Raw genomic sequence first — 16,777 nt, 5'->3', positions numbered from 1 at the left:
GCCCGCGCGTAGGCGGGCCGCTCGCGGGCTGGGGCCTGGCGCGACGCGCCAGAGACATCTGCCTCGCAGGGACGTAAGGGCCCTGTCCGGGTAGCCATAGATCGCCTGGTCACACCATGCGCGGCAACGCTTGCGCCCGGGTGTCCGGACGGTCTGTGACGCTCCGGAGCATCCCGTGTCAGCTCGTCCCACATCCTCGCCGGAGGCGCGCAAGGCGCAGGGCCAGATGGCCTCCGCCGTCCGCCAGTACGGCCCCAACGATCCCCGTACCCGCGCCGCGCGCGACAACTGGCGCGGGGAGTCTTACCTGGCCGCCGTCGCCGCGGCCGTCGCCGACGCACCCCCGTTGTCACCGGACCAGCGCGACCGGCTCGCGGTGCTGCTGCGCCCCGCGGCCGTGGCCGCCGAGCAGCGCCCCGGCGTGCAGGCGGTGGCGTCGTGACCGCCGCATTCGATCTACCGCGCCGGGTCGACGTCGGCCGCCACGTCCGCGCGGCTCTCGGCCCGCAGCCGGTTCGCACCGTCGAGGAACTGCTGCCCGGCCAGATCCACGGCGCCGGGCTGTGGACGATCGAGCCGGACGACACGATCGTCGCTGCGCGGCGGGACGCCTATTCCAGCGGCTCGGTGCGTGAACCGCTCACGGCCGCCCTGGTGATCGCCTGGGGCCGGGACCTGAACCTCGGTACGGACCCGCTGGACGTCTATGCCGGGCGCCTCACCGACGACCCGGACGTCGCCGAGCGGGTGTGCGCGCGGGTCGCCGAGATGGTGCGCGCCGAGCAGTCCGTCGGCCGGACCTGGCCGACGGCGCGGCCCGCGGTGATGTGGGCGCGGCGGCTGGTCCGTACTCGCGAGCTGGTGGTCGAGGGTGATCGCCTCTTCTGGCGGCCGCGACCCGCGGACCCGGTGCTCGGCGGTCCGGGCCGCCCCGCGGACCAGCCGGACCCGGCGGGCGGCCGTGCCCCGGCCGGACTGTTCGGACGGTTGCGCGGCGCGGGCCGCCTGGACGGGGTGGAGCCGGTCACAGCGGCCGCCGTCGAGCAGGTGGTGCGGTTCGGCGGCTACCTGTCGAGCCACGACGAGCGGCCGGATTACGGGGCCGTCGTGGACGAGCTGCGCCGTCTGGCGGGTCTGCCGCCGTCGGCGCCCGCCGCATCCCCGGACGCCGGTCCCGGCACCACGTGGCTGCGCCGCAAGCCGTCCACGTCCTGAACAGCACGACGCCCGCCCGGGTGCGAACCGGGCGGGCGTTTTACATCGCGCTGGCGGGGCCACATCTGCGGCTCGATCCCCGGGACCCCCGGCCCGCGCGACCTCCGAACGGGAGTTCATCGTGCACGACCAGAATAGCCGCCCCGCGGGCGGCGACGCATCCCTCACCTGCTGCGGCGCTGATCGCCCGCACCCGCTCGGCCTCGTCGAGCGGCACGCCGACGACTGCCCGATCTTCGAGGCGTCGCGGGCCCGCCGGGAGCGGGACCTGGCCGATCTCACCGGGCGCCCGTCCGGCTGGACGGTCGTGCGCCCGCTCGCGGACGTCGAGCGCGCCGACGTCGAGGATGCGACCGGGCACCGGATCTCGCCGGGCCGCCGATCACGGCGTCGGTGGTCGGTCGAGGTCCGTTCAGCCTGCCTCGCGGGACGGGACGTGCTGGTCCGTGTGTTCCGGTTCGACGGCGAGCCGTGCGGCGCGGTCGTCGACGACACCCCGACCCCGGTGGGTGTCCGGTGAGCGCGGCGACGCAGACGCGGCCATTCGCGGACTCGTTCGAGGTGCTGTGGTCGGCGGGCTGGCGTGGGGTGCTGCCGCTGCCGCCGGGACGGAAGTTCCCGCCGCCGCGCGGGACGACCGGCTACAGCGCCCCGCTGCCCTCGTTCGCCGACCTCTGGGCGTGGGCGGAGGACCGGCCGAACGCGAACGTGGCGCTACGGATGGCGCCCGGACAGGTCGCGCTCGACGTCGATCACTACGGCGACAAGCGCGGCGCGGACACGATCGCCGAGCAGGCTCGGCGGGCCGGGGTCGCCCTACCGGCGACGTGGCGGCTGTCGAGCCGGGGTGCGGGGAACCCGTCCGGGCGCTACCTGTTCCGCGGCGACGGCGCCCGGCTGGTGACCGCCCTGCCCGGCGTCGAGGTGATCCAGCCGCATCACCGGTACAGCGTGGCGGCGCCGTCGCGCAACGGTGCGGACGCCGGTCGGCCGGTGCAGTGGATCGACCCGGCCGGGCGGGTTGCCTCCCGGGTCCCGTCTCCGGCGGAGCTGCCGGAGCTGCCGCCGGAGTGGCTGGCGCTGCTGGCCGCGTCCGGCGGGGACCGGCCGGAGCCGTTGTCGCTGGCGGAGGGCGACTGGTCCGCGTGGGTTCGGGCGTTGGAGCCGGGGCCGCCGTGCACGGCCGTGCAGCGGCGTCTGACAGCCGCCGAGAGCGCTGTGGGCGGCCGGGAGGGTGGTTCCCGGTTCGAGCATGCCCGGGGGCATGTGCTCGGGCTGCTGCGGCTCGGCGAGATGGGCCACCACGGGGTGCGGGAAGCGCTCGCGCACCTGCGGGCGGTCTACGTCCGGGCGGTCGCCGATCGCGCCGACGAGGGCATGGCGGGCGGGGAGTTCGACCGGATGCGCCGACCGGAGGCGGTCGGGCTGCTCCTGGCGTCGGCGACCCCGGAGCAGCGCCGGGTGTGCACGTGCGAGCAGGGGATCACTCGGCTGCTGGACTCGATCGCCGATCCCGGCGAGCGGGCGGAGGCGGCCCGGATGCTGGGGGTGTGGGCATGACCGCGGGCCAGGGACGACCGATGGACCCGCGGGTCCGGGTCGCGATGTTGACCAAGTATCGCCAGCGGAGCTGGGACGGCCAGTCCGACGGGGACCGGCTGGTGGACCACTACGGCGACGAGCTGCGGTGGATCGCCGACGCGCGGGCGTGGGCGTACTGGACCGGGCGGCACTGGTCGACCGACGGCGCGGCCACCGAGGTTCTGCACCGGGCGCGGGCGACGCTCGACCGGCTGCCGGAGACGGAGGCACGGCACTACAGCCCGGACCCGGACGTGCCGTCGCGGTCCTACGACGCGTTCGCGGCGGACCCGGCTGCCGAACCGGCCGATCACGCGCTCGACAAGAAGTCGGACCGTGCGCGGTTCCTCGCCTATGTGCGCACTCGGCGAACGCTGGCCGCGCACACGGCGATGACGATGGAGGCCACCGGCACGCGGCGCCTGTCGGTGCTGCGCGACCAGTTCGACCGGGAGCCGATGCGGCTCAACGTCGGCAACGGAGTGCTGGACCTGACGGCGGCGACGCTCGGCCGCCCGGACCCGGCCGCGCTGATGATGCTGCACACGCCGGTGCCGTTCGACGCGGACACGGAGTGCCCGGAGTGGCTGGGGTTGCTCGAACGGCTGCAGCCGGACCCGGCGATGCGCGAGTACGTGCAGCGCTGGGTGGGCTACTCGCTGACCGGCTGCACCGACGAGCACGCGATGGCCGTGCACCACGGTCCGGCCAAGGACGCTCGCCGTGCCGTGTTCGGGGTGCTGCGCGCCGTGTTCGGCACCTACGCGCAGTCGGTGCCGAAGGGGACGCTCGTCGAGAGCCTGAACGACAACAAGGTGCCGAACGACCTGGCGCGCATGGTCGGTCGGCGGCTGCTGGTCGCGAACGAGCCGGTCCGCAACGCCCGCCTCGACGAGGAGATCGTCGGCGCGATCGTCGAGGGCCAGCCAGTCGCCGCGCGGCACATGCGCGACGAGTGGTTCGAGTTCGCCCCGGTCGGCAAGCTGCACCTGACGTGCACACACATGCCCGGGTTCGGCTCGGAGTCGCCGGAGGCGGCGAAGTCGCTGCACGTCATCCCGTGGCTGCACAGCATCGAGCCGACGGAGCTGGCGAAGCTGACCGCCTGGGTGATCGACCACGAGCTGCCGGGGGTGCTGGCGTGGGCGGTGCGCGGCTGCGCGAACTGGCAGCGGCTCGGGCTGGCTCCGCCGGTCGAGGTGGCCGACGGGACCCGCGAGCACCTGTTCCAAGGCAGCGCGCTCGCGCAGTGGAGGGAAGCGCGGCTGGTCGAGGTCGACCCGGAGCGGTGGGTGGAGGTCGCCGACGTCTACCCGGACTACCGGTCGTGGATGGAGCGCGCGGGGGAGCGCCCGGTCCCGCAGACGTACCTGTCGCGCCTGCTGGCCGAGCAGTTCGGCATCAAGCACGGGCGTGCCCGCGACGCGAAGCGTCGTGCGGCGCTGTTCGGCGTCGTGCTGGCCTCGGATGCGCCGTGAGCGCTGGTGGGGCTCTGGGTGGAGGGCACGACGAGTCGTTGGAGGGTTGTGTGGAGGGGCGCCTGGAGGGTCTGACCTGCATATGGAGGGTATGGAGGGTAGTTGTCCGGTCCCTTCCGTGCGTGGGCGTGTGCGCGCGCGGGCGTGTGTGTAGCTCACGAACTACCTATAGAGATGGGGCGAAGCGTTTTCGCAGGTCAAACCCTCCATCTCTACCCTCCAAGACCCTCCATCTACCCTCCAACTGCCCTCCAACTGCCCTCCAACGTGGAGGGCAACCCTCCAACCCATCCCCGTGCCGCGCGGCCCGCCCCGACGGGCTCATAGCGACCGATCACCAACACGATCATGGGGATGACCTGCGTGGATACGTCACACAAGAACGGGGTTGCTCCCGCCGTCCTGTACGCCGCGGCGCTGCGCCTGCTCGGTCCCGCCCCGGACCGGCTGGCCGTGCCGTGCGAGCGCTGCGCCGCCCCGCCGGACGCGGAGTGCGCCTGGACGCGCTCGCCGGGACCGCCAGTGCTGCACGCGGAGCGCCGCCGCCGGGTGGACGGCCTGGCCGCCGCGCACGCCGCCGCGGTGGACGCGCTCGCTGCGTGGGCGGCCGCGCTGGGGTCCGGCGGCCCAGTGCACGCGGCCGGGATCCGCGCGCGGCACCGGTACCGGCTGCTGCGGATGCGGGCCGGGTCGGTGGGCTGGCCGGTGCCCGCCCTGCCGGGTCCGGCCGTGGTGCTGTCGGCTGCGCGCGCGGTGCCCGCGTGACGGCGCCTGATGTGCCGCTGCCGGGTGATCCGGTCCGGGCCGGTGCGTCGGGACCCCCGGCCGGGCGGGGCCCGCACGGCGGCTCTCAGAGGAGCCTTCCGCCGTGGGTGCTGGCCGCGCTGGTCCCGGACCCGGAGCGGCTGGCGCGTGGCCGGGCGGAGGCGGTCCGGGTGCGGGCGGCGGAGCTCGCGGCAGGCCGCCCGTGGCCGCCGCTGCCCGATCAGCAGTTCACGTCGCAGACGCGGCCCCGGCCGCTGGTGGGCCACGGTCTCGCCGAGCTGCCCGGGTGCGCGCGTGCCGTGGAGCGCGTGCCGTGCGTTCCGGCGCCGGGCGGGCGCTGGACGTGCCCCTGGTGCGGCCAGGTCACCGTGGTCGAGCCGCCGGTCGGCCCGCGGCTGCCTGGGTGTGAATGCCGAGGCGACGAGCCGGTGTGCATGCACCCCGGACCTGCGCAGAGGGGGCGAGGATGACCGGCGACCATCCGGCCGACGAGTCGACCCGGACGCGCACGCGCGTCGGAGCTACCCCACCGGACGAGCGTGCCCGGCTGGCCCGCGATGTCGGCATGTTGGTGCAGGTGGAGCGCGTGCGGGCGGGGTTGACGCAGCGCGACCTGGCCGCGGCGGCCGGGTTCGATGTGATCACCATCAAGCGGATCGAGACCGGCGCGCGGCGGCCGTCGGAGACGTCGACGCGCCGGATCGCGGAGGTGCTGCGGGCCGGGTGCTCGCCGGTGGAGGTGGCGCGCCTGGACCTGGTCCTGCAGGACGCGGCGGGGGAGAGCTTGCGCCGGTGGCGGCGCAGGCGGGCGCCGTCGGCGCGGCGGGCGCGTGTGTACGCGCAGGCCCGCGCGGAGCTGGACGGCCCGGCCGCGGATCCGGCGGGTGCGGCGGCGCTGGGCCGTCTGCTGGCCGGGTTGGACGCGCAGTGGAGGGCGGAGCGGTGACCGATGTGGACGGCGGCGAGAGTGTGGACGGCGACGGCGGGGTCTCGCCGGAGCGGCTGCGGGCGGCTCGGCGGCTGGCCGAGCGAGCGGGTGCGCCGCGGCTGCCGTACCCGGCGCGGGAGGCGACCGACGTGCACGACGCCGCGCTGCTCGGCGCGGTGGAGCTGCTGTCGGACCCGGAGTGGTTGGCGGCCAACTGGATCGACGACGCGGATGCGGGGGTGATCAACGGTGGCGGGTGATGAGACCAGGCCCGCCGTGGCGGCGGTGCCGGACGGGGACGTGCCCGCGCTGCCGACGGTGGAGGCGCTGCCGGATCGGCTGGGTGCGGCGCATCCGGCGATCGCGCTCCCGGCGCAGCTCGCGCTCGCCACGGAGCGTGCCGCGTGGCTGGGCGCACGGCTGGCGGAGCAGATCGCCGCGGAGGGCGTCGCCGGTGTTGTGGGGGAGTCGCGGGCGTTGTCGGCGGACGGGGAGCCGGTCACGCTCGGCGAGTTCGCGCGGGTGCTGTGGGAGGCCGAGGCGCGCGAGCGGGCGAACGTGGCCACCCTCGCCGAGCGGGTCGCCCGGCTCGGGCTGGACTCGCGGGACGCGCAGCAGGACTCGGCGCGCTGGACGGCGTCGGCGCTGCGGACGTTCGTGGCGGAGCTGGGGCTGTCCGATCGGGACGAGCCGACGTGGCGGGCGGCGAAGCGGGCGGCGATCGTCGCGCGGCGGGCGATGGGTCACGAGGACGCGGACCCGGACGTGCACGCGGGTCCGCGGTTGTCGCTGCGGGAGCGGGCGACGCTGCTGCGGGAGGCGGCCGAGCGTGCGGAGCGCGCGGCGGATGAACTGGACGGCCTGCCTCAGCGACCGGCGTGAACCGGCTACTCGGCGGGCGGCAGCGTGAACGTCGTGCCGGTGCCGGGGCACTCGCGCACGTAGCGGTCGTATCCGCGGGCCTTCGCGGTCGACACGATCTGTGGGGTGGAGTCCGACATCGGGATGACGCCGAGCGTGAGCTGACTCTTCGGGGTGTCCGAGTAGCAGGCGGCGACGGTGAGCCATGCGATGTCGGAGTTCCCGGGCCCGTCGAGCGCCGGTTTCTTCGTGATCGCGGGGCCCATCTCGTAGGTGGTGATGCCGAACCCGGACGGCAGCGGCCCGCCCGGGACGTAGCCCATCTGCGCGTACACCTGGGCGACGGGCTGGCCGAGGAAGTCGGTGGTCGTCAGGGTCCGCGGGGGAGGCTCGTCGCCGCCGCAGGCGGTGGCTGCGGCCGCCACGAGCGCGATCACCGCGGCGGCGGTCGTCCGTCGCACCCCGCGGATCCCGCTCATGTGTCCCCCGACGTCGTCGCTGCGTGTGCCGCCAGCCCCGGTGCTGGCGCCGCGGCGGAGTCTATCGGCCTGCGGTGTCGACCGTGGCTGTTCAGGGCTGCTGCTGGACGCGGCACCGGAAGCCCTTGTCGTAGGCGGCTGTGACGGCGACCGGGCTGACGTCCGGCGGGTCGCCGGAGGGGATCATCTCGCCGTAGTCGGTGGTGTAGGCGGCTGTGTCGGTGACGACGCGGTAGAAGTAGCGGGTCTCGGTGGGGAACGCGATGTACTCCTGCGACGGCTGCATCTCCGGCGACTGGCAGCCGGTCTGGATCGCGACCGACTGGGAGGCGCTGATCCCGATCGCGGCGGAGACGGAGTCGGAGCTGGCGCCGAACTCGGCGGAGATCTGGCGGGTGAGCGTGTCGGTGCGGGAGATGGTGCACTTCTGCCCTGGGGAGTCGACGCCGCACTTCGCGATGTAGTCGGGGTTGAGCTGGTTGACGCTGATCCCGACGAGCTGGATGTAGCTGTTGTAGGCGTTCTGCTCCCAGTGGCCGACGGTGCCCGCGGGCGGGTTGTCGCCGGTCGGCGGGAACGGGAACGCCTCGTCCTGTGCGAGGAACGTCGGTCCGGCGGCGAGGGCCGCGGTGACCGCGGCCGTGAGGATCCGGCGCATCATTGGTGAGCCCCTGTCTGCTGTGCGAGTGGGGCAGACGGTAGGAACGCGGCGGTCTCGCCGGTGGCCGGTTTGGGGGAACGCTTCGCAGGTGTGAACGGCGGGTTCGATGACGACGGGCGCCGACTCGGGTCGCCGTCCGCCGGACGGCTACGCGAGTAGCCGGCCGCTGCAGGACCGTCGGGCCGCGTGCTCCCGCCCGCCGTGCGCCTCCGCGCCGCGTGCCCGGCGGGCGGGCACGCTGGTCGACATGAGCAGTGAGCGCAGCAGCGCGATCCCGGACCCGACCGTGCCGTCGGCACCGCACGCGTGGGGCGAGCCGGTGCGCGGCCGCGTGGAGTCGGCGGACGGGTCGTCGCCGTGGTCGGCGGCGGACCCGCCTGGCGAGGTGCCGCCGCCGATCGCGGGCGTGGACGGCCCGCACACCCGGCCGGGGTGGCTGATGCGCGGCCGCTCGGACGCGTAGAAGCTAGCGGTGACTCATCTGATCACCGCGAGCAGCCCGCGCGGCGATCTCGGCGGCACGGACGGTGGCGTCGCCGGTGATCCGCGCGGCGTCACGGGTCGCGTCGGCGCTGATCTCGGCCTGCCTGAGCGCGGTGGTACTGGCGGTTTCAGACACGGCGATCGTGGTCCCACTGCTGATGAGTGCGGCGATGATGCCGCCGAGCACGACGTGCAGCGTCGAGCGTGAGTCCTGCTCGGACATGGAGACTGTTCCTCGCGCGGTTCTGGAGGCTCAGGGCAGCCTGTTCACTTCTTCGCAGGAGTTGTCGGCGGTCAGACAGGACGGCAAGCACGGGCGCGCGTTGATCGGAGGGGTGGGCGAGTTGGACGGCATGACGGCGAACCCGGCTGAGGTGGCGCGCTCGCTGCGCGCTGTGCTGGCCGCGGTCGAATCTGGGGCGCTCGATGCGGACGACGTGCAGCGGGCGTATCTCACGGGCGCGGCAGAATCGTTGGAAGGGATCGCAACACCGGACTGACCCTATGTATGCGTAGGGCTAGCCCCTATGTATAGTTCGACACGTGAGGATGACGAGCGCCCTCGTCGCCGTCGCCGCGGCGATCATGGCCAGGCCGAACGACCGGCACTGGGGCTACGAGCTGACGAAGGAGACCGGACACCGGTCCGGCGCGGTCTACCCGCTGCTCACCAAGCTGTGGAAGGCCGGTTGGCTCGCCGACGGCTGGGAGAGCGACGCCGACACCGGCGGCGACCGCCCGCCGCGCCGCTACTACGAGCTGACCGACGACGGCCGTCGCGAGCTGGGGGCCGTGCTCGGCCGCGCCGCGAACGACCCGCGGTTCCGCGGGATCGCGCCGGGTTGGGCGTGGTGATGGCGGAGTTGTTCGAGGCCGTCGTGTCCTGGCCGACGCTGTTGATGGTGTTACTGGTATTCGGCCTCGCGCCCGGGCTCGTGCTGCGGATCGTCGTCCTGTGCTACCCGAAGGGCGATCCGCGTCGGCGCGAGTTGGTTGCTGAGCTGTATGTGCTGTCCTTTGTCCATCGGCCGCTGTGGGTCATGCAGCAAGTCGAGACCGCTGTTTTCGAGGGCGTTGCTGCCCGCTGGAAGGTGCGCGGCGGCTTGTCGAGCGTTGCGCCGCGACAGGGACAGCGCACGGGGCTCATGGTCGCGTCGACGCTGTTCGTGGGGCTTTTCTCGGCGACCGTGATCGTTCAGCCGCTATCTGAGGCGGTCTATGACGTCACGGTGTGGCTCGCGGCTGTCGCCCTGATGTTGCTCCTGACTGTGGTTCTCATGGAGATCGGCAGGTCGACGGCGAGGATGATCAAGGCTACGTTACGGTAAACGGTCGTTTCCCGTAACGGACGACCGCGACGAGCCGATCTACAGGTATGACCGCCCCGCGCTCGGCCCGCCGCGCCCGTTCCGCTGACGCCCCGCTCCGCGCGCTCGGCTACACCCGGGTGAGCACCGGCGACCAGGTGGACTCCGGCGCCGGGCTGGACGCGCAGCGCGCCGCCCTGCAGGCGGAGGCGGCCCGGCAGGGGTTCGAGATGGAGATCGTCACCGACGCCGGTCTGTCCGGCGCGACGCTGAACCGTCCCGCGCTCGCGGACGCGCTGGCCCGCCTGGACCGCGGCGATGCGGACGTCCTGGTCGCCGCGAAGCTCGACCGTGTGTCCCGCTCGGTGCGCGACTTCGCCGGGCTGCTGGACCGCGCGCAGCGCAACGGGTGGCGCCTGGTGCTGCTGGACCTGGGCGACACGTCCACCCCGGCCGGGGAGATGACAGCGAACATCATCGCGTCCGCGGCACAGTACGAGCGGCGCCTGATCGGGCAGCGCACCCGCGAAGGGCTGGCCGCGAAGCGGGCCGCCGGGGTGCGGCTCGGCCGCCCGTCGGTGCTGGGCGACGACGTAGTGGCGCGCGTCGTGCGCGAGCGGGCGGACGGCCGGAAGCTGCGTGAGATCGCCGACGGGCTGACCGCCGACGGTGTGCCGACGGCACGCGGCGGCTCGACCTGGTCGACGTCGAGCGTGCAGGCGGTTCTCGCCGGGCAGGACGCAGCACGAATGGCCGAGCGAGTGTGAGCGCTCCGTCGCGCCGACGGGGCGGGGTACGTGCGATGGTCCGGGTCCGGCGAGTTAACAATCCGACCACCGGTCGGCGACTCTAGTCGGTCCGGTGTGGAGTTTTTGCAGCTCATGCCGCATAATCGAATAAGTGTTCGATACGTTAGCTCGATCAGGTCTGGAGAGACGGGTGCTGACCGCAGCCGGTGACGGCCCTACGCTGCCGAGCGTGGGCGCCTGGTGGAACGACGACGAGCGCGCGGCGCTCGTCGCGCTGCTGCGCGCCCGGCCCGACGGCATGAAGTGGCCGCAGATCGTCGCCGAGGTCGACTCGCGGTCCAGTGCCCTCGCGTTTTGGAACGAACAGAACCCTGCCAACCTGTTCGACCGCGGTGACGACGCAGCCGAGATCGCCACCGCCCGCGCGGATATCGCAGGCTGGGGTGACCTGGGGTTCCTGACCTTCCTGGACGACGACTACCCGGCGCAGCTACGCGAGATCCATGATCTCCCCCCGGTGCTGTTCCACCGCGGGAAGCTGCTGCAGGACGAGATCGCGGTGTCGGTCGTGGGGTCCCGCAAGGCATCCCAGCAGGGGCTGGAGGCTGCGCGCTCGATTGCCGCCGGACTGGTCCAACGCGGCATCACGGTCGTGGGCGGGCTCGCCTCCGGGATCGACACGGCCGCTCATGTCGCCGCGCTGGAGGCCGGTGGGCGCACGGTCGCCGTGATCGGCACAGGTATCCGGAAGTACTACCCCGCGGAGAACCGCGAGCTGCAGGATCAGATCGCTACCGAGGGGCTGCTGCTGTCGCAGTTCTGGCCGGACGCGCCGCCCACGAAGCAGACCTTCCCGATGCGCAACACGGTCATGTCCGGCTACGGCCGGGCGACCATCGTCGTCGAGGCCGGGGAACACAGCGGCGCCCGCATTCAGGCTCGCCGCGCGGTCTCGCACGCCCGGCCAGTGATCCTCACCGACATGGTCGTCAAGGTCAACAAGTGGGCGCAGGAGCTGTCCGACCGCCCCGGCGTCTACGTCGCGAAGAGCACCGCTGAGGTCATGACCTACGTCGAGCAGGTCACAGCGCGCCCGGCGGACATGCTGTCGCTACTGCGGGTCGCCGCCGGGTGACGGGCAGCCTGCAGCAGTTCGCGGGTCAGGCGCGCGCTTACCTGTTCTCGCAGGTCGGGGACTGCTTCACCAACACCGCCCGCGGCCCGGGTCGGTGCTCGGTCTGCACCAGTCCGACGGGCTTCGAGCACGTGCAACTCTGCGGACAGTGCTCCCGGCAGCGCTCCGAGTTCGGCGACGACGTCGCGGACCTGGTGATCCCGCTGACCTACGTGCGCGGGTACATGTCGCCGCAGCACCAGTCGCAGCACATGGTGCAGCGGTACAAGTCGCCGGTCCAGCCGTCGGAGTGGTCGGCGGGTCTCCTGCAGTTCATGATCAACGCGGCCACCGCGATCCACGGGCCGTGCATCGCCGCAGCGGTCGGCTGGTGGGACGTGATGACGTTCGTGCCCTCCGAGAGGCGGCCGGGCAAGGATCATCCGGTCGTCGAGCTGGCACGGCACGTGTTCGAGCACGGTCGCAGCGTCGACCGGGTGATGCTCGCCCCGACAGAGAACATCGCCCACTTCAACCGCTACCCCCGGCGCGACATCTTCGCCCTGACACCGGAGTTCGCCGCCGTCGTGCGCGGGAAGCACGTCCTTGTGGTCGACGACACGTGGGTGTCGGGCGGCAAGGCGCAGTCGGCCTCGCTCACCTTGAAGGCGGCCGGAGCAACCCGCGTGACGGTCCTCTGCGTCGCCCGGTGGCTGAGCTACAAGTGGGACGAGCATCGGCCCGTGATCGAGAGCAAGCTCCCGCCCTACGATGCGATGATCTGCCCCGTGGGCCCGGGTGCGTGCCTCGCGTCGCTCTGAACGCGCCGGATCACGTCCGCCACGCCCGCCCCGTCTGCGGGTCGGCCGGGCGGACCGCGATCGTGCCGTCCGGCTGGATCTCGTAGCTCACCTGCTCGGCGAGGGCGGCCCGGTACTCCTCCATGCTGGTCGGCTGCCGGTCCTCGTCGTCGGCGCCCTCGTCGGCCAGCTCGTCGGCGAGGTCGCCGATCGCGGCGACGCACGCCGGGCAGATCACGTCCTCGCCGGGGGCGATGCCGCCGACCTGGCCGCCCGCGGGCCCGCCGCACAGGCCGCAACGGAGGCGGTGCAGCAGTGCGCCTGCGGGCTCGTCGTCGTCCGGCTCGTCGTCCGGCTCGTCGTCCTGCTCGTCGTCCTGCTCGTCGGCGAGGCCGATGTCGCCGAAGTCGGGTAGCCCGGCCCCGCCGTCGTCCTGGCCCTCGTCGCAGCCGTCGGCGCCGTCGGCGCCCGGGTCCTGCTCGGCGCGCTCGGCGGCCAGGTGCTCGGCCAGCTCGCCGACCTGGTCGACGCACGACGGGCAGAGCAGGACGCGGCCGGGCGGCACCTGCCCGACGCCTCCGGCGGCCGGGCGGCCGCAGCCGCCGCAGGTGGCGGTCGGGACGGCGCCGCGCAGCGCCGTGTTCGTCGATTTCGTCTCCCGCATGGCGGTCGCGGCCTTGACGTCGAGCTGGGTCGCGAGCCGGTTCGCGCCGTGCAGCACGGGCGACACCTCGAACAGGTCGAGGTCGGAGATGTAGCGGATCCCGTTGCGGTGCTTGGCTCCGCGGTCGGTGACCTTGTACCCGATGCTGTAGGCCATGGACGGCCCGAACGCGCGGGCGATCGCGCGCTGTTCGTGCCCCTCGCGGGTGGGCAGGTACCGCGCCTTGATCCACAGCGCTCCGGCCTTCTCCGGCCACGGGGTGCCGTCCGGGGCGGTGCGCGGCAGCCGCGAGTCGCCGGGCATCAACTCCCGGGACTCGACGACCCGCCCGGCCAGGCGCGCCCAGTCGTGTCCAACGCACAGACGCGGGTCGCGTTCGCGCAGGGTGCGCCGGAACGCGCCAGGCAGGATGACGTCGCCGACCTCGTCCGGGACGCCGGTCACGGCGACGAGCGCGGTGACCTCGCCGGTGTCCGGGTCGACCTCGGCGGCACCGGGAACGGGCCCGCGTGGGGCACCGTGGGTCGGCGGCGGTTCGAGGGTCGCGGGCGCGGCCTTGACCTGCAGCCCGCGCGGCCTGGTGCCGGTCATGGCGTCCATCGTGGGCCGGACGGCCGCCGGGTGGTGGTGGGCGCGCCGCGACACGCTCTGCGTGCCCTGACCTGCAGACTTACGTCGCCGTCCGCCGGGCGGTGAAACTTGTCAGTGGCCGGGGGGATGATGGTCGCCATGAAACAGATGTTCGATCCCGGTGAACACGCCCGGGAGGCGATTCGGCGGGCGACCGCCCCGGCTCGCGCGGCGGCCGACCGTGCGGTCGCGGATGCCACGGCGCCCGCCCGGGCGGTTGCTGCGGCCGCGGTCGAGCAGGCGACGGCCCCGGCCCGCGCGTCGCTGCACCAGACCGTCCAGCAGCTCGCTGCGGCGGTCGCACCCCGGGGGGTGGTGCCGCCCGGCCTGGTGCCACAGGTGCTCGCCATGAGCGCATCCGCGGTCTCGCCGAAGGCCGTTGCCATGTCCGCCGGGTACGTCGACGCCGTGAATGCCATCGCGGCGGGCATCCGGTCCACCCAGCCCGAGTACGAGCGCGCCGCCGAGGCGGCCCGCACGGCACTCGCCGACATGGCGGCTCAGATCGACTTCTCGGCATTCGGCCTTGCCGGAGCAGGCGGAGGGCGCGTCCCGCTCTCCGTGCGCCCGGTCCGCGCGGCAACGACCGTGTCGAGGCCGCTGCTGTCCGTGCCCGCGACGTCCGAGCCGGACACGATGGACGTCGCCGACCTGCGTGACCTGCTGTACCGGCTGTGGTCGGCGTTCTACGCCGCGGCGTCCAACCCGGCGGTGCAGTTCCTGGTCGGCACGCTGATCAACCTGGTGGTGCTCGGCTACGCGATCGCCGCGTACGACACCGCGGTGGCGGCGTACGAGCAGGATCGGGACAACAACGCGGTCGAGCAGCAGCGCGACGCCACCCCGCCGACGACCATCGTGCAGCCCGCCCCGGTGATCGTTCTCCCGGAGCAGCGCGGGGACCACGGCGCCGGTCACTGACCGGCGCGCCCCCGGCGCCGCGACGGCTACCCGGTCCACGATGGGGATGCCTGGTCCGCCGCCTCTCAGGGGCTCGTGTGATCGCCCCGGCGGCCGGGCAGCCGCGCGAGCAGCCTCCGGTCGGCTCGCTCGCCGACGGCCCGGCGCCGGGTCCCTTGTCCGGCTCCGGGCCGTCACCGGCGGGCACCTCCTCGCCGCCGCGGCCGTCGGAACGGCCGCTACAGCGGCGCCGCGTGCTCGCGGTGCTCCAGGATCATCCGGCGCGCCGCGTACCCGGTCAGCCGCAGTACAACTCCGCCGCGGGCGCAGCGCGCGCAGGCGGTCCAGCACAGGTCTCCGGCCGGGGATGCAGCCACGATCGGGCGCAGGTCCTCGGTGCCGCGACAGGCGAAGCACACCGCCCCGATCGGGCACCCGTATGTCCCCTCCGCTGGGTCCATCGCGCTCACCTCCCCGCCTGCTCCGGTGATCGCCTCGCGGCGGTGGGGCGTTTCCGGCGGGGCCGTCGGCCGCCGCCGGAGAACGGCAGGTTCGCCCGCCCGTAGAGCTGCACGCCCTCGTAGGGGTGTTCGGGTGGGTGCCGGAACAGGACGCCGCCGGTGAGGTCTCGGATGGCCCGTCGGGCGGGCTTCTCGACCTGGCCGTAGCCGCTGCAGCGGCGGCAGTGCTGGACCCACCGCCCGGTCCAGGTGTCGCGGATGGTGCCGCAGCCGTTGCAGGGGCGGCACCACGCCCACGGGCGGGCCGCCAGGTGGGCCACCAGGGGTCCGGCGACGGCCACCAGGCCGACCGCCACCCACCAGCCGGACATGGTGGTCACCTCGTCTCGTCGTCGCTGCTGCTGGTCGCCGCGCCGCTCGGCGGCGGACCGGCCGCGCCGGGCCCGCGCCGCCTTCCCGACTCTCGGAAACCGCAGGTCAGACGGCCCGCGCGCCGCCCGGGGAGATCATCTGTGCCCGCGCCGGGGCTGGCGTCCTGGCGGCGACCGCCAGATCCCCGGAACAGCGCGTTCGGGCGGATCGCCCTGGTGCGCGGGTGGATCGGTGGCGCGCTTGCGTATTTGTGCAGGTCATGCCACGTCGCGGGCGCGCCACATGCCCGCGCCACGCGCCAGCGATCGCCCGGCGCACGGCCCGCGGCCGGTCGATCGTCCGGCGCGGTGATCACCGGCCGTCGCCTGCCTGGTCGCCATCGCGGGCGGCGACCTGGTCGAGCAGCCCGCGGGCGGCGTGCTCGCTGATGCCCAGCTCGCGGGCGAGGCGGGTCCGGCCGACCGGGTCACCGGCCGCCCGCCCGGCGTCCACCAGGCTGGCGGCGCGGACCACCAGGTCACCGGGCGGCTCGCCAGGTGTTCTGCCGGATCCCTCGCCCGGTCCGGCGCGGCCGCCGTCGGCGCCCACGACGTCCCGGCCGTCCGGGTCTCCTGTGGTCGGGCCGTCCTGCATGGCGAGCAGGTGCACACATGCGGCGAGGGTGCCGGGCGGGATCGCGCCGACGAGTCCGGCGGCCCACCAGGGCAGCGCGACGACCAGTGCCCCGGCCAGGCCGGGCACGGGTGGGCCGCCCGCGGCGAGCGCGTGCGCGGTGGCGTTGCCGACCAGGCTGACCGCGAGCAGTGCGAGGGCGAGCCGCCGGGCGTACCGGGCGCGGCGGGTGCCGGGGGCCGCGGTGAGCCAGTACAGGGACGCGGCGCCGGTTCCGGCGTCGACGACGACGGCGAACACGGGGGCGAGGACACCGAACCCGGCAAGCGCGCCGAGCAGGGTCAGGCCGGTGAACGACAGGGCGAGCGCTCCGGCGGCGACGACGAGCAGCAGGGCGATCGCGGCCCGGCGGATGCGCGGGTCGGGCCGGTCGCGGGTCGTCGGCCGTGCCGGTCGCGCGGTGGTGCGCTCGTCCATCAGGCGCCCCCGATGAGCGGGGCGACGGCGAGCAGGACGGCGAACACGAGGAGCGCGGCTCCGGCGCCGAGGCCGACCGCGGCGAGCAGGCGACGGCATCCGCGCCGTCGGCGGCGCTGGGGGAGGGGCCAGGTCTGCGGCTCGCGCCGTGGGCGACGGATCCGGCGGCTTCGGGGTACGGGACGATCGGGCACGGGTCGGCCTCCTGGGGCTGATCAAGTCCCCGGCGCCCGGGTGCAG

At 74.1% G+C, this 16,777-nt stretch carries 25 protein-coding genes; 17 read left to right on the top strand and 8 right to left on the bottom strand.

Annotated features, from left to right (window positions below; genetic code table 11):
- Positions 1–175: 175 nt before the first annotated feature.
- The 9 genes from EV378_RS06235 (at position 176) to EV378_RS06195 (ending at position 6,849) form a co-directional block, all read left to right on the top strand.
- Complete coding sequence (locus tag EV378_RS06235; protein ID WP_132421751.1) at positions 176–442, top strand: hypothetical protein; 267 nt, start codon at positions 176–178, stop codon at positions 440–442.
- Positions 439–1,215, top strand: a complete 777-nt coding sequence (locus EV378_RS06230) for a hypothetical protein (RefSeq protein WP_132421750.1) — start codon at positions 439–441, stop codon at positions 1,213–1,215. Before EV378_RS06235 ends, EV378_RS06230 begins: the two co-directional genes overlap by 4 nt.
- Positions 1,216–1,336: 121 nt before the next feature.
- The gene (locus tag EV378_RS06225) at positions 1,337–1,735 is read left to right on the top strand and encodes a hypothetical protein (protein ID WP_132421749.1); all 399 of its coding nucleotides are present in this window, start codon (positions 1,337–1,339) and stop codon (positions 1,733–1,735) included.
- Complete coding sequence (locus EV378_RS06220; RefSeq protein ID WP_132421748.1) at positions 1,732–2,775, top strand: bifunctional DNA primase/polymerase; 1,044 nt, start codon at positions 1,732–1,734, stop codon at positions 2,773–2,775. The genes EV378_RS06225 and EV378_RS06220 overlap by 4 nt, the downstream gene beginning before the upstream one ends.
- Complete coding sequence (locus EV378_RS06215) at positions 2,772–4,274, top strand: DNA primase family protein (RefSeq protein ID WP_132421747.1); 1,503 nt, start codon at positions 2,772–2,774, stop codon at positions 4,272–4,274. The genes EV378_RS06220 and EV378_RS06215 overlap by 4 nt, the downstream gene beginning before the upstream one ends.
- Positions 4,275–4,637: 363 nt before the next feature.
- Positions 4,638–5,039: a hypothetical protein gene (locus EV378_RS06210; RefSeq protein ID WP_132421746.1), complete on the top strand. Its 402-nt coding sequence runs from the start codon at positions 4,638–4,640 to the stop codon at positions 5,037–5,039.
- Between the two features lie 466 nt (positions 5,040–5,505).
- A complete protein-coding gene (locus EV378_RS06205) occupies positions 5,506–5,985 on the top strand; it encodes a helix-turn-helix domain-containing protein (RefSeq protein ID WP_165922160.1) in 480 nt (159 codons plus the stop codon).
- Entirely contained in the window at positions 5,982–6,227 is a 246-nt protein-coding gene (locus EV378_RS06200; protein ID WP_132421744.1) for a hypothetical protein, read from the top strand. Before EV378_RS06205 ends, EV378_RS06200 begins: the two co-directional genes overlap by 4 nt.
- Positions 6,217–6,849 (top strand): hypothetical protein, encoded by a 633-nt coding sequence (locus tag EV378_RS06195; RefSeq protein ID WP_132421743.1) that lies wholly within the window; start codon positions 6,217–6,219, stop codon positions 6,847–6,849. Before EV378_RS06200 ends, EV378_RS06195 begins: the two co-directional genes overlap by 11 nt.
- A 5-nt stretch (positions 6,850–6,854) precedes the next feature.
- Here EV378_RS06195 and EV378_RS06190 read toward each other — a convergent pair whose 3' ends face one another.
- Positions 6,855–7,307, bottom strand: coding sequence for a hypothetical protein (locus EV378_RS06190; RefSeq protein WP_132421742.1), 453 nt, complete (start codon positions 7,305–7,307; stop codon positions 6,855–6,857).
- A gap of 91 nt (positions 7,308–7,398) precedes the next feature.
- Positions 7,399–7,968, bottom strand: coding sequence for a hypothetical protein (locus EV378_RS06185; protein ID WP_132421741.1), 570 nt, complete (start codon positions 7,966–7,968; stop codon positions 7,399–7,401).
- Between the two features lie 247 nt (positions 7,969–8,215).
- On the opposite strand from EV378_RS06185, the gene EV378_RS06180 reads away from it, so the two are divergent.
- Entirely contained in the window at positions 8,216–8,431 is a 216-nt protein-coding gene (locus tag EV378_RS06180) for a hypothetical protein (protein ID WP_132421740.1), read from the top strand.
- A gap of 3 nt (positions 8,432–8,434) precedes the next feature.
- Here the strand turns inward: EV378_RS06180 and EV378_RS06175 are convergent, their stop codons facing one another.
- Positions 8,435–8,674, bottom strand: a complete 240-nt coding sequence (locus EV378_RS06175) for a hypothetical protein (RefSeq protein WP_132421739.1) — start codon at positions 8,672–8,674, stop codon at positions 8,435–8,437.
- Between EV378_RS06175 and EV378_RS06170 the strand changes: the two genes are divergently transcribed.
- From EV378_RS06170 to EV378_RS06145, 6 genes are all read left to right on the top strand, one after another.
- Positions 8,673–8,951 (top strand): hypothetical protein, encoded by a 279-nt coding sequence (locus tag EV378_RS06170; RefSeq protein ID WP_132421738.1) that lies wholly within the window; start codon positions 8,673–8,675, stop codon positions 8,949–8,951. The two genes, EV378_RS06175 and EV378_RS06170, sit on opposite strands and share 2 nt — an antisense overlap.
- A gap of 49 nt (positions 8,952–9,000) precedes the next feature.
- Entirely contained in the window at positions 9,001–9,306 is a 306-nt protein-coding gene (locus tag EV378_RS06165; RefSeq protein ID WP_243653575.1) for a PadR family transcriptional regulator, read from the top strand.
- On the top strand, positions 9,300–9,779 hold the full coding sequence (locus EV378_RS06160) for a hypothetical protein (protein WP_132421736.1): 480 nt from the start codon (positions 9,300–9,302) through the stop codon (positions 9,777–9,779). Before EV378_RS06165 ends, EV378_RS06160 begins: the two co-directional genes overlap by 7 nt.
- Before the next feature lie 47 nt (positions 9,780–9,826).
- Entirely contained in the window at positions 9,827–10,525 is a 699-nt protein-coding gene (locus tag EV378_RS06155) for a recombinase family protein (protein ID WP_132421735.1), read from the top strand.
- A 211-nt stretch (positions 10,526–10,736) separates the two neighbouring features.
- Positions 10,737–11,642 (top strand): DNA-processing protein DprA, encoded by a 906-nt coding sequence (locus tag EV378_RS06150; protein WP_243653311.1) that lies wholly within the window; start codon positions 10,737–10,739, stop codon positions 11,640–11,642.
- Positions 11,639–12,442, top strand: a complete 804-nt coding sequence (locus tag EV378_RS06145; protein ID WP_132421734.1) for a hypothetical protein — start codon at positions 11,639–11,641, stop codon at positions 12,440–12,442. Before EV378_RS06150 ends, EV378_RS06145 begins: the two co-directional genes overlap by 4 nt.
- 10 nt (positions 12,443–12,452) lie before the next feature.
- On the opposite strand, the gene EV378_RS06140 is transcribed toward EV378_RS06145, so the two are convergent.
- Positions 12,453–13,676: an HK97 family phage prohead protease gene (locus tag EV378_RS06140; protein ID WP_132421733.1), complete on the bottom strand. Its 1,224-nt coding sequence runs from the start codon at positions 13,674–13,676 to the stop codon at positions 12,453–12,455.
- A 138-nt stretch (positions 13,677–13,814) separates the two neighbouring features.
- Between EV378_RS06140 and EV378_RS06135 the strand changes: the two genes are divergently transcribed.
- Positions 13,815–14,636 carry a hypothetical protein gene (locus EV378_RS06135; protein ID WP_132421732.1) on the top strand — a complete coding sequence of 274 codons (822 nt, stop codon included), beginning with the start codon at positions 13,815–13,817 and terminating at the stop codon, positions 14,634–14,636.
- Positions 14,637–14,854: 218 nt separating this feature from the next.
- Here the strand turns inward: EV378_RS06135 and EV378_RS06130 are convergent, their stop codons facing one another.
- From EV378_RS06130 to EV378_RS06115, 4 genes are all read right to left on the bottom strand, one after another.
- On the bottom strand, positions 14,855–15,076 hold the full coding sequence (locus EV378_RS06130) for a hypothetical protein (RefSeq protein WP_132421731.1): 222 nt from the start codon (positions 15,074–15,076) through the stop codon (positions 14,855–14,857).
- A gap of 5 nt (positions 15,077–15,081) precedes the next feature.
- Positions 15,082–15,456, bottom strand: a complete 375-nt coding sequence (locus tag EV378_RS06125; protein WP_132421730.1) for a hypothetical protein — start codon at positions 15,454–15,456, stop codon at positions 15,082–15,084.
- A 343-nt stretch (positions 15,457–15,799) separates the two neighbouring features.
- Positions 15,800–16,537: a DUF2637 domain-containing protein gene (locus EV378_RS06120; RefSeq protein ID WP_132421729.1), complete on the bottom strand. Its 738-nt coding sequence runs from the start codon at positions 16,535–16,537 to the stop codon at positions 15,800–15,802.
- On the bottom strand, positions 16,537–16,731 hold the full coding sequence (locus EV378_RS06115) for a hypothetical protein (protein ID WP_132421728.1): 195 nt from the start codon (positions 16,729–16,731) through the stop codon (positions 16,537–16,539). Before EV378_RS06115 ends, EV378_RS06120 begins: the two co-directional genes overlap by 1 nt.
- Positions 16,732–16,777 lie beyond the last annotated feature (46 nt).

This window comes from Pseudonocardia endophytica, assembly GCF_004339565.1.
GTDB lineage: Bacteria > Actinomycetota > Actinomycetes > Mycobacteriales > Pseudonocardiaceae > Pseudonocardia > Pseudonocardia endophytica.
Note: the sequence above shows the minus strand (reverse complement) of the source record. Positions and strands in the feature narration are given on the sequence as shown.